At 67.6% G+C, this 11,206-nt stretch carries 10 protein-coding genes and 1 pseudogene; 4 read left to right on the forward strand and 7 right to left on the reverse strand.

The annotated features are described in order from the left end of the window. Positions 1–6 precede the first annotated feature (6 nt). The gene (locus MMB92_RS34335; RefSeq protein ID WP_277563247.1) at positions 7–1,224 is read left to right on the forward strand and encodes a cytochrome c; all 1,218 of its coding nucleotides are present in this window, start codon (positions 7–9) and stop codon (positions 1,222–1,224) included. A gap of 91 nt (positions 1,225–1,315) precedes the next feature. Here the strand turns inward: MMB92_RS34335 and MMB92_RS34340 are convergent, their stop codons facing one another. The 6 genes from MMB92_RS34340 to MMB92_RS34365 form a co-directional block, all read right to left on the reverse strand. Beyond that, the gene (locus MMB92_RS34340; RefSeq protein ID WP_171984121.1) at positions 1,316–1,468 is read right to left on the reverse strand and encodes a hypothetical protein; all 153 of its coding nucleotides are present in this window, start codon (positions 1,466–1,468) and stop codon (positions 1,316–1,318) included. Between the two features lie 135 nt (positions 1,469–1,603). Continuing rightward, the gene (gene pal, locus MMB92_RS34345) at positions 1,604–2,095 is read right to left on the reverse strand and encodes a peptidoglycan-associated lipoprotein Pal (RefSeq protein WP_006492284.1); all 492 of its coding nucleotides are present in this window, start codon (positions 2,093–2,095) and stop codon (positions 1,604–1,606) included. A gap of 406 nt (positions 2,096–2,501) precedes the next feature. Beyond that, a complete protein-coding gene (locus MMB92_RS34350; RefSeq protein WP_077021125.1) occupies positions 2,502–3,713 on the reverse strand; it encodes a porin in 1,212 nt (403 codons plus the stop codon). A 220-nt stretch (positions 3,714–3,933) separates the two neighbouring features. Next, positions 3,934–4,512 (reverse strand): hypothetical protein, encoded by a 579-nt coding sequence (locus MMB92_RS34355; RefSeq protein WP_060263906.1) that lies wholly within the window; start codon positions 4,510–4,512, stop codon positions 3,934–3,936. Between the two features lie 44 nt (positions 4,513–4,556). Next, positions 4,557–5,003 (reverse strand): VOC family protein, encoded by a 447-nt coding sequence (locus MMB92_RS34360; protein WP_034202331.1) that lies wholly within the window; start codon positions 5,001–5,003, stop codon positions 4,557–4,559. 110 nt (positions 5,004–5,113) lie between these two features. Next, positions 5,114–6,157 carry a helix-turn-helix domain-containing protein gene (locus MMB92_RS34365; RefSeq protein ID WP_230626805.1) on the reverse strand — a complete coding sequence of 348 codons (1,044 nt, stop codon included), beginning with the start codon at positions 6,155–6,157 and terminating at the stop codon, positions 5,114–5,116. Between the two features lie 40 nt (positions 6,158–6,197). Here MMB92_RS34365 and MMB92_RS34370 point away from each other — a divergent pair, with 40 nt between their 5' ends. The 3 genes from MMB92_RS34370 to MMB92_RS34380 all read left to right on the forward strand — a co-directional run bounded on the left by MMB92_RS34370 (position 6,198) and on the right by MMB92_RS34380 (position 10,386). Beyond that, positions 6,198–7,217, forward strand: coding sequence for a helix-turn-helix transcriptional regulator (locus tag MMB92_RS34370; RefSeq protein WP_006494845.1), 1,020 nt, complete (start codon positions 6,198–6,200; stop codon positions 7,215–7,217). 162 nt (positions 7,218–7,379) lie between these two features. Further along, the gene (locus MMB92_RS34375; protein ID WP_048985448.1) at positions 7,380–8,810 is read left to right on the forward strand and encodes an amidase family protein; all 1,431 of its coding nucleotides are present in this window, start codon (positions 7,380–7,382) and stop codon (positions 8,808–8,810) included. A gap of 316 nt (positions 8,811–9,126) precedes the next feature. Next, positions 9,127–10,386: an IS256 family transposase gene (locus MMB92_RS34380; RefSeq protein ID WP_062884496.1), complete on the forward strand. Its 1,260-nt coding sequence runs from the start codon at positions 9,127–9,129 to the stop codon at positions 10,384–10,386. Positions 10,387–10,471: 85 nt separating this feature from the next. Here MMB92_RS34380 and MMB92_RS34385 read toward each other — a convergent pair. Beyond that, positions 10,472–10,972, reverse strand: a pseudogene (locus MMB92_RS34385) (helix-turn-helix domain-containing protein); the annotation flags it as partial. Positions 10,973–11,206: the final 234 nt, after the last annotated feature.

Genomic DNA, 11,206 nt, shown 5'->3' on the forward strand with positions numbered 1-11,206 from the left:
GCGCGCCTGCCCGCGCTCGCAGCGGCCTGCGCGCTGCTGCTCGCCGCGTGCGGCGGCCACGACGCGCCGGCCTCGAACGCGGCGTCCGGCGCACCCGGCGCCGACCCGGTCGCGCGCGGCCGCTATCTCGTGAAGGCCGCCGACTGCGCGGCGTGCCACACCGCGAAGGACGGCGCGCCGTTCGCCGGCGGCGCGGCGCTCGAATCGCCGTTCGGCACGTTCTACGGCTCGAACATCACGCCCGACAAGGATCACGGGATCGGCAACTGGAGCGCGGACGACTTCTATGCCGCGCTGCACGACGGCAAGGCGCCGGGCAAGCGCCTGTATCCGTCGATGCCGTACACGTCGTACCGGCAGCTCACGCGCGCCGACGCCGACGCGATGTTCGCGTACCTGAAGACGGTCAAGCCGGTCGCGCAGGAAAACCGCGCGCATGAACTCCAGTTCCCGTACAACCTGCGCTTCGGCATGGTCTTCTGGGACATGCTGTTCCTGAAGGGCAGCCTGCCGGATGCGTCGACCGGGCAATCCGCCGACTGGCAGCGCGGCCGCTATCTCGCGGGCGCGCTCGGCCACTGCGCGGAATGCCACACGCCGCGCGCCTTCACGGGCCAGCTCGACGGCGCGAAGCCGTTCGCGGGGGCCGCGCTCGGCCGCGTGGCCGCGCCCGACATCACGCCGGCCGGCCTCGCCGCGCGCGGCTGGACGGGCACCGACCTGCAGACGTTCTTCGGCGTCGGCATCGCGCCGCAAGGCTCGGCGTTCGGCGAGATGTATCCGGTCGTGCACCTGAGCACGCAGTACCTGACGAAGGACGACCTGCGCGGACTGTCGGTCTACCTGCTCGGCGATACGCCGCCCGCGCCGCAACCGGTGAAGCCGGTATCGGCCGATGCCGCGCAACTGGCCGCCGGCCGCTCGGTGTATCTCGCGGTCTGCGCGGGCTGTCACGGTTTCAACGGCGAAGGCAAGCCGCACGTGGCGGTGCCGATGAACGGCAACTCGACGGTGCGCCAGGGCGATCCGCGCAACCTGCTGGTCGCGATGCTCGACGGCATCGACGAGCAGAAGTTCGCCGGGTTCGAAAACCTGCAGCCGATGCCGGGTTTCGCGAAAACGTTGAGCGACGACGAACTCGCGCAGCTCGCGAACTACCTGCGCGCGACGTGGGGCGGCCAGCCGGCGAACGTCACGCCGGCCGACGTGAAGGCGATGCGTTGAGTCGCGCCCCGGTGCGGGGCGTCGCGCACGAGGCGGCCGGTTTCCGGTGCCCGTGCGCGATGCGCCGCACCGTTTTCCTGACGGCGGCGCGTCAGTAGCCGCCGCCGCCTCCGCTACCTCCCGAGCCGCCATACCGGCTCATGCCGGGTCCTTGCGACACGCCGCTGCCCGACGACGTACAGCCCGTCGACAGCACGAGCACCAGCGCCGCGACGAGCGCCGCGGCCAACGTTGCCGATTTCATTGCAATCTCCTTGCAGCGCGCAGGCCACGGGAAAGGCGGTTCGCGTGAACCGCGCGGCTGCGCGATGAGAAGACGTTTCGGCGGCGCGTTTATTCCATGCTTTTTGCGTATCGCCGCCGCCGCGGCGACGCCGGATCAACGATAGACGAGATCGGCGCGGCGGTTCTGCGCCCACGCTTCCTCGTCGTGGCCGAGCGCGACCGGCTTTTCCTTGCCGAGGCTGACGGCCTCGAGTTGCGTGGCCGGCACGCCGAGCGTCTGAAGCGCGCTCGCCACGGCCTGCGAGCGGCGCTGGCCGAGCGCGAGGTTGTATTCGGACGTGCCGCGCTCGTCGGTGTTGCCCTGGATCAGCACGTGCCGCGCCGGGTGGCTGCGCAGGTAGTCGGCGTGCGCCTGCAGCAGCGACTGGAATTCAGGCTTCACGGAGTACTGGTCGAAATCGAAGTAGATGCTGCGCTTGGCGAGCGGGCTGTTCGGATTGTTCAGATCGTCGGCCGTCACCGTCGCGACGGTTTCGCTCGAGGGCTCCGGTGCCGCGCCGGCATTCTCGGGCGTTTTCGCCGCGTTGTGACAACCGGCCAGCAGTACGAAAGTTGCCAGGACCGCAATTCGGTTCATTTTGCTCATCGTTCGTCTCCAGCGGTTGACTGCGTTGAAAGCGTGGCTGCGTGCCGTCCGCACGCAGCTGTCCGGCCGCCATGGCGCGAAAGGTCCGGCTCCGTTGCCGTGATGCAGGCTCGTAAGCCGATGGTGCGCCAGATGAAAGAATGTTGCGACCGGAACGCCGAATCGCGGCGTCGCTGCAAACAGATTAGGAAAAATGTCACAACGTGACCAGTTTCTTCGCATTTTTTGCGCAAATGCGACAGTCGGGAGGCATTCTTGCTTCCGCGCGCCGTGCGCGGTACCCGACGCCCGCCATAGCGAAAAGGCCGCGCACGGGGCGCGGCCTTTCTCGTGTCGATCACGGCGATCGCGTGACGGGTGACGTGCTCGTCGGATGCAGCCGGGCGGCCGCGGGACGCCGCATTCGTCAGAACTTGTGCCGCAGCCCCAGCGCGACGACGACCTGGTTGCTGTTTGCCGAAGGCGTCAAGGTCCAGACGGTCGCGTTGAACGCCGGATTGCCGTTGCCGCCGCTCACGCTCTGGTAAGTGCCTTCGAGATACGCATCCGTGCGCTTCGACAGCGCGTAGTCGGCCTGCGCGACGACCTGGTTCCATTTCGGACGCGTCTGGCCCGTGCGGGTGTCGAAGCGGCCCATCGTGTACGTGTACGCGGCGGCGACGCTCAACGCGCGCGTGACGAAGTAGCGTCCGTCGATCGAGAAGTTGTCGAACACCAGCGATTCGCCTTTCAGCGGCGCGATGTTGCCGCCCTGGAGCACGCCCGTCACGCCGTCGGTGGCCGAATGCGACCACGCGGCGCCGACCGAGTGCGGCCCGAACGCATACCGGCCGGCCAGGGCCCAGATCTGCTGGTTGCCGCCCGTGATCGTCGCGGAGCCGTCGACCGTGCTCAGCGCGCCGTCCGGGTTCGGCGCGTTGCGGTCGCGGCTGATCTTCAGGTAGCCGGCGCCGAGCTTCAGCGGCCCGTTCGCATACGACACGCCCGTGCTCCACACGGCATTGTTGGAGAACTGGCCGGCCGTGTTCGAGAAGCCGACCATCGCGCCGAACGTCAGCCCGCGAACCGTCGGGCTCGTATATTTCACCGCGTTGTTGATGCGCAGGTTGCGGTTCGAATCGTCGTTGTCGTACGGGTGGACGGCGAGGTTGCCGCCCCAGCCGGGGCCGGACGCGCCGAGCGGCGTCACGAAATCGAGGATCAGGTCGTACTGGCGGCCGAAGGAAAGCGTGCCGGCCGTTTTCGAGCTCACGCCGATCCACGCCTGGCGGCCGAACAGGTCGACGCCTTTCTGCGACAGCTTGCCGGTGGTGCCCGAGAAGCCGTTTTCGAGCGCGAAGACCGCGGCCATCCCGCCGCCGAGATCCTCGCGGCCGCGCAGCCCCCAGCGCGACGCATTCAGCGCGCCGCTCGTCATCGCGACGCTGCCGCCGCCGGGCGAGCCGGCGCCGCGCGTGCGCTGGTTGGTCGAGTAGGTGATCGACGTGTCGATCAGGCCGTACAGCGTCACGCTGCTCTGCGCATGCGCGACATTCGGCACGAAGCTGCTCAGGCAGGCGGCAATGACGGTCCCCGCGACGCGTGCGCCGGCCTGCGGGTTCATTTGGCAGGAATGCATAGGAGTTTTGTTGTTGTGGGTCCGGCCTGGCGGCCGATGGATCGAGCGGCCATTATTGGAGATCGTGCGGCGGTCGATTAAGGCGTTGCACAGGAAAGGTCCTGTGCGGAATCGCGCGGAATCGCGATGCGTCGACGGCGGGGGCGGCGGTCGGAAAGGCGGGGCGTGCGGGGCGGGGTGCGGGTTCAGCGCGCCATCGCGCGATTGCGTGCCGAGCGGTCTAGCGGCGGGCGATCGGCAGCGCCGCGTCGGCGCCGCCGCTTCGATAGGCGGCGCGCACGGCGTTGGTCCTCGCTTCGAGCGCTGCCGGCGAGGGCCACGGTCGCAACCGGACGACGACCCGCGGCAACTCGGCCAGTTGCGCACGCAACTGCACGATCGACCGGCAGCAACGGCAGGCCGACGATTGCGCATCGGCGGCCGAGGCGGCTGCGGCCAGCCCGGCGGTCCATTCGACGCCGCGATGGCGCCTGGCCGCGTCGAGGTGCGGCAGATAGCGCGCGTCGCCCGACAACGCGATCAGCAGCGCGGCCCAGTGCGCGCCGCGCCAGCCGTGCCGCATGTCGCGTGTCAGGTCGGCCAGCAGCGCGTCGTCCAGCGCGGACAGGCTTTGCTGGCACAGATAGTGGAAGTCGAGCGGCTGGTAGCGGACCTGCGGGTAGTCGCGCAGCACATGCCGGAGTTCGGCGCCGGTAGCGACGGCGGCGGCGAGAAACCGCTCGGCGGGCGCGGGGCGGTTCAACTGCAGCGTCGGCACACCGAGGAAAAGCCGGCTGATGTCGTCGGGGTGGTAGTGCATCGCGGATATCGGGGGGATCGTTCGGGGTACGCCGTCCGGAATGCTCACTGATTGCCCGACATCAGCGCCGTGTAACGCCGCTGCATTTCGTCGGGTTCGACCGCTTCGATCGTATGCCCGATCAGCCAGTCGTAACCGAACGGATCGCGGATCCTGCCCGAACGCTCGCCGTAGAACTGGTCCTGCAGCGCGCGGGTCACGCGCGCGCCGGCCGCGACGGCGGCGGCGATCGTCGCGTCGGCGTCGTCGACATGCAGATGGAGCACCATCGGCGCGTTGCCGTCCGGGTCGAGGGCGAACAGATCGTATTCCGGGAACTCGTCGGAGATCATCAGCGTGCATGGCCCGAGCTGCAATTCCGCGTGTCCGATGCGCCCCGACGGCTCGACGAGCCGGAATTTCTCCTGCGCGCCGAATGCCTTCGCATAGAACGCGATGGCGTCTTCCGCGCTTTTGGCGCGCAGATACGGAAAGACTTCGTGAATCGCCATGGTGCCCTCCGGTGGGTGGTGTGGGTGTGGCTCGATCCTATCGGGCGTCCGGCGCCCGGTCTTGAACAAAATTGACCGCCGCGGCGACCGTGGCGGTCGTGCGTCAGCAGTCAGAGCGGTACGTGAAAACCGTTCGCGCTCGCGCGTTGCCGGTACTGTTCCGGTGACAATCCGGCGAACTCGAGGAATTCGCGATTGAAATGCGGTTGATCGGCATAGCCTGCCGCCGCCGCGGCATCGGCCCACGATGCCGGCGGCGCGGCCGACAAGCCGTCGAGCAGTTGCGCGAAGCGGCGCACGCGGCCGTAGCGTTTCGGCGGCATGCCGACCGCCTCGCAAAACTGTGCGATGAAGTGACGATGGCTGCAGCCGAGTTGCTGCACGATCGTGCGGACCGCCGTGCCACGATTCAATTGCGCGATCGATGCGGCGATGGCCGGGTCGATGCCGGTCACGCGCGGCAGCCGTGCGCTCAGCAGCGTTTCCCACAGATCCAGCCGCGCGGCGGCGGAAGCGACTTCGCCGAGCCGGTCGCGGATGCTGGCAGCGTCGGCGCCCCACAGATCGTCGAGCGACAGGTGCAGGCCGTAGAAGGCCGACGCCGGCACGCCGGTGACGAGCCGGACCGCGCCCGGACGGATCAGCGCACCGACGGTCGGCACCGGCGCGGAGACGTCCTTGAGGTACGCGCACGCCCGTGCGCCGCCGACCACGGCGACGCCGACCGTGCGGCCGGTGTCGTCTTCGACGCGGTCGAATAGCCGCAACGGCTCGGCATCGAGCCGGATCGCGATGTGTACCGCGCCGGTCGGCAGCACGCGCTCGCGGCAACGTTCGTCCCGGATCGAAAACGGCGGATACGATGCCCATACCGAGTCGATGAAGGGCCGCAGGTATCCGGCGGGACGGCGGCTGAGGATCATGTCTTGTCCCGTGTCGTGAACGGCGAACACGCCGATTCTACAAACGAATCGGGTAGGGGGCGCAAGGTCGGTTTCAACCGACGGGCACGGACGATCGGTGCACAAACGCGTCGGCGACGGTCCGCCCACGCCGAACGACAGCCGCGAACGGCGTCGGATAGCGGGTTCCGACCGGTGGCCGGCGATCCGCAAAAATGCCAGAATCGCCCGACAAACGGCGGCGCCGACCACGACGGCACGGCCGCCCGGACGACGCGACAGGAGACGACGAGTGACCCGCGATGCCATCCGCCCCCGCTCAATCCCGCCACGAGGCGCCGCGCTTGCACGGCGCGTCGGCCGCCTGCTGTTGCCGCTCTACCGGTTGCCGCAAGCCACGCGCGTCGACGAATTCGACCGCCGGCTCCTGCTGTTGCTGAACGAGCACATCGACTTCGACGGCGCATGGTTCGGCCATTCGAGCCTGCGGCCCGACGGCCCGTTGCCGCACAGCGCGTACCTGCACAATCTGCGTCCGGGCTTCATGCACGACTGGGAACAGGTCAAGCTGCGCGATCCGCTGGCGCGACTGGCGGAAACATCGTCGGAGAAGATCGTCGTCGCGTCGACGTCGACGGTTCCGCTGAACGACACGATGCGGCGGTTCTGCAAGGCGCAGGGCATCGCACAGGTGTTGTTCGCCGTGTGCGTGGACGCCGGGAATCAACGCGCCACGCACCTGTCGCTGTATCGCCGCACGCATCGCCGCTTCGACGCGGCCGACGCGAACCTGCTCGAACTCGCGATCGAGCACATGGCGTCGGCGCTCGAATGCAACCGCCTGCACTGGATGCACGCGACCGATGGCGCGACGGGCGGCGCGGCTTCCGCGCTGTTCGACGCGCATGGCGTGCTGCAGTACGCGGACGACGCGTTCCTCGCGCTCGCCGCACTCGAATGGCCGTCGTGGGATCGCACCGGCTTGCCGGACGACGCGAGAGCCCGACTGTTCGACGCCACGCCGCCGCCGCCCGCGTTGTCGGGCGCGCGTATCCGGCTGCACAGCGAACGGCTCGGCGATTACGTGCTGGTGCGCGCGCGGGCGGCCGGCGTCGGCGCCGTGCTGAGCCCGCGCGAGCTGGCGGTCGCGCGCATCTTCTGCGACGGCTGCACGTACAAGGGCGTCGCGAAACGCCTCGGCATCGCGCCGGCGACGGCGCGGCATCATCTGCGCCGCGTGTACGTGAAGCTGCGCGTGACCACGAAGAGCGAACTGATCCGCGTGCTCGACGATGACGGCGCGCTCGCGTAAGCGCGCCGCTTTTTCCCGCTGTTCGCCGCATTCCTGCCGCACGTTCCCATCGTTCATCTGAACGATTTCGGATGGTTTTTTCGCGGGCTTCAATGAAGTCGCTTCACCGCAGTCCCGCCCATCACGACATCCGTCACCCCCGACGAACGCAGGAGAACGCCCATGAATATCGAGGAATACGTACGTTACGACGCGACCGGCCTGGCCGCCGAGATCCGCGCCGGCCATGTCAGCGCCGACGAAGCGATGCAGGCGGCGAAAGCCGCCGCCGCGCGCGTCAACCCGGAAATCAACGCGATCATCGAAACCTTCGACCAGCCGCTCGAGTACGCGGCGGACGGGCCGTTCGCCGGCGTGCCGTTCCTCATCAAGGATCTCGTGCTGCATGCGGGCGGCGTCGCGAACGACGGCGGCTCGCGGCTGCTGGCCGGGCGCTACGTGCCGCCTGCCGACAGCGAGCTGATGGCGCGTTTCAAGCGCGCGGGCTTTGCGACCTTCGGCCGGACGACGACGCCCGAACTCGGCTTCAACGCGACGACGGAATCGCTGCTGCACGGGCCGACCCGCAACCCGTGGAACCCCGCGTACAGCGCCGGTGGATCGAGCGGCGGCTCGGCGGCGGCGGTGGCCGCGGGCATCGTGCCGGCCGCGCACGCGAACGACGGCGGCGGGTCGATCCGCGTGCCGGCGGCCGCCTGCGGGCTCGTGGGGCTGAAGCCGTCGCGCGGCCGTACGCCGGTCGGCCCGGACTACAACCTGCCGTTGTTCGGTCTCGGCATCGAGTTCGCCGTGACGCGCACGGTGCGCGACAGCGCGGCAATGCTCGATGCGGTCGAAGGCCCGGAGACCGGTGCGATGTTCGATATCGCGCGGCCGCACGAACGCTATGCCGACGCGATCCGCACGCCCGCCCGCCGGCTGCGTGTGGCATTGGCGACGCGCATGCCCGGCGCCGGCGTCACGCATCCGGATTGCGTCGCCGCGGCCGAGCAGGTGGCGCGCACGCTCGAACAGCTTGGCCACGACGTCGACGTGGCCGTACCTGCGTACGACGCCGAAGCGCTTGCGTCGGCGAGCTGCACCGCGTGGACGGCGTTCCTTGCGTCGGCCGCGCTGGGCGCCGCCGATGCGCTCGGGCGGTCGTACGATCCGCGCGAAGTGGAAGCGTGCACGCATGCATGCATCGAGCACGGGCGCCGGCTGTCGGGACTCGACCTGCAACGCATGCTGATGCAGTTCAATGCGCTGTCGCGCGACGTCGGCGGGTTTTTCGGCGGCTATGACGTGCTGGTCACGCCGGTCACCCGGATGCCGACGGTCGAACTCGGCCATCTCGACCAGAACGATGCGACGCTCGACGCGCGCGGCTGGTGCGACAAGCTGTTCGACTACTGTCCGTTCACGGGGCTTTTCAACATCACCGGCACGCCGGCGATTTCGCTGCCGGCCGGCTGGTCGGGCGACCGGCCCGTCGGCGTGCAGCTCGCCGGGCCGATGGGCAGCGAAGCGGTGTTGCTGCAGGTCGCGGCCACGCTGGAGCAGACGCTCGGATGGCATACGCGGCGGCCGCGCGTGCATGCAGCCGGCGGTTGATGGCCGGCGGTCGACGCGGCCGCGTGCGATGTCGCGATCGGGGGCTCGGCAGTAGCGCGCGGATGGCGAGTCGTTGTCGCAGTTGACGGGGGGCTTGTCGCGACATGTCGACGATGTGGGCGGATGTCCGAGGCTGGGGTTGTCGCATGAACACCCGGAACGGAGTCCACCAGGATCGGACGCAATTCCACCGGCGGCGTCACGGAGCACGGCAGAATAGGGTAGAGGGGCGCATGCCGGCCGTTGTCGGCAGCGCGCCGGAGCCTATCCGAATCTTTGTGTGTGAGGCATAAACTGATGGCCAAGGAGCCACTTTATGCCACGCAAACGCAAGGAAGAAGTGACGATTGAACCGGGTAAGGGCTTGAATCTGGACCCGGAACTGATCAAGCAACTGGTGCCCGGGACGCTGGATCGGGCAACGATCAATGAGCAACTGGCCGCGCTCAAGAAGGCAATCTTCGAGCGTGCGCTGGGCGGTGAACTGACCCATCACCTCGGTTACGAGAAGGGTGAAGCCAAGCCGGCGAGTAGCACGAACCATCGCAACGGCACCAGCCGCAAGCGCATCACGACCGACGACGACTTGCTCGACGTCGAGATTCCGCGCGACCGCGAAGGCACCTTCGATCCGGTGCTGATCGCCAAGGGCGAGCGACGCTTCACCGGCTTCGACGACAGGATCATCGCGATGTACGCGCGCGGCATGAGCGTGCGGGAGATTCAGGGTTTCCTGCTGGAGATGTACGGCATCGAGGTGTCGCCGGACTTCATCAGTACGGTAACCGATGCCGTGATCGACGAAGTACGCGAATGGCAGCAGCGGCCGCTCGAGCCGATGTACCCGGTCGTGTTCTTCGACGCCTTGCGAGTCAAGATCCGCGACGAAGGCGTCGTGCGCAACAAGGCGATCTACCTGGCGCTGGGCGTGCGCCGCGATGGCACACGTGACGTGCTGGGCCTTTGGATCGAGCAGACCGAGGGGGCCAAGTTCTGGCTGCGGGTGGTGAACGACCTGAAGCTGCGCGGCGTGCAGGACATCCTGATCGCCGTGGTCGACGGCCTGAAGGGCTTCCCGGAAGCAATCAACACGGTATTCCCGGAAACGACGGTCCAGACCTGCATCGTGCATCTGATCCGGAACTCGCTGGACTTCGCCAGTTGGAAAGATCGGAAATCGGTCTCGGCGGCGCTCAAGGAAGTCTATCGGGCACCGTCGGCCGAAGCGGCTGCCGTGGCGCTGGACGCGTTCGATACGAGCCCGTGGGGTACAAAATATCCACCGATTGCCGCGCTCTGGCGCCGAGCCTGGGATCAGGTGATTCCGTTCTACGCCTTCGCGCCTGACATTCGGAAAATTGTATATACGACCAACGCGATCGAGTCGCTGCACATGCAGCTTCGGAAGATCATCAAGGCGCGCGGCCACTTCCCGTCGGACGAGGCCGCGCTCAAACTGATCTGGCTGGCGCTGCGCAACGTCGTGGCCAAGTGGACCGGTTCCCGGCACGATTGGAAGAGCGCTATGACACAGTTCGCGCTGCTTTACCCGGAACGATTCAACATTGGAGTCTGAATCTCAACCCGCCTCACACACGGAATTCCGGATACCTCCGCGCGCCGATTCGTCAGAACTCGTCAAGTCTTCACGGCGCTCCCTATGCCCGACATCTTGCCGGCGCCCGTTCCTCGAACCATCGATGATCGCAGCCGTCGATCTGGATCAATTCGCCGAGGCAGGCCCGGCGCGCTCGCGGCTGATACACCTTCGGCGGTCGTTGCCGGCGCGGAATCCACAGCCCAGCCTCCGTCATCAGCTTCCTGACGGTCTCCTTGGCCAGCTGAATGCCGTGGCATTCCCAGAGCTTCTCGCAGGCCAGCGTCGGCCCAAAATCGGCGTAGCGCTCACGAATAACGGTCAGGGCACGTAACGCCAGCCCATCGTCGAGCTTGCGGTTGCCCGGTCGGCCACGGCGGCCCGAAGCTACGCCGCCGGGCCCGCGCTCGCGATAACGGAGCACCAGCCGTTCCACCTGGCGCACGCTCAGGCCCAGCCGTTCGGCTGCACGGCCTGGCTTCAAACCCGTGTCCACCACAGCCTGGATCACCTTGAGTCGATCAAGCTCTCGCATCGTCAGTGTCACCAATCCGGCTGGCTGCATGGTCGGCTCCCGCGCTTGCTCAACGAGCCGTCCAGCATGCCAGCAGTCAAAAACACGACATCTGTAAATAGCCAGAACACGACATTAGGATATGGCCGCTACAACCAATGTCGTAGCCATTTCAAGATGTCGTAGCGGCGGCTAAATAGAAATGTCGTGTTTTGAAGGGTTCAGGGTTCGTCTCTTTCGGGTTACAGATTTCGCGGAGTCGAAGAGCGGAGCTTGAACGGGCAG

This window comes from Burkholderia sp. IO2, assembly GCF_029522185.1.
Taxonomy (GTDB): Bacteria; Pseudomonadota; Gammaproteobacteria; order Burkholderiales; family Burkholderiaceae; genus Burkholderia; species Burkholderia cenocepacia.

Coding starts and splice junctions, on each gene's coding strand:
- MMB92_RS34340 (WP_171984121.1), bottom strand. CDS start 1,468: ATGAAATCGGCAACGTTGGCCGCGGCGCTCGTCGCGGCGCTGGTGCTC.
- pal (WP_006492284.1), bottom strand. CDS start 2,095: ATGAGCAAAATGAACCGAATTGCGGTCCTGGCAACTTTCGTACTGCTG.
- MMB92_RS34350 (WP_077021125.1), bottom strand. CDS start 3,713: ATGCATTCCTGCCAAATGAACCCGCAGGCCGGCGCACGCGTCGCGGGG.
- MMB92_RS34355 (WP_060263906.1), bottom strand. CDS start 4,512: ATGCACTACCACCCCGACGACATCAGCCGGCTTTTCCTCGGTGTGCCG.
- MMB92_RS34360 (WP_034202331.1), bottom strand. CDS start 5,003: ATGGCGATTCACGAAGTCTTTCCGTATCTGCGCGCCAAAAGCGCGGAA.
- MMB92_RS34375 (WP_048985448.1), top strand. CDS start 7,380: ATGAATATCGAGGAATACGTACGTTACGACGCGACCGGCCTGGCCGCC.
- MMB92_RS34380 (WP_062884496.1), top strand. CDS start 9,127: ATGCCACGCAAACGCAAGGAAGAAGTGACGATTGAACCGGGTAAGGGC.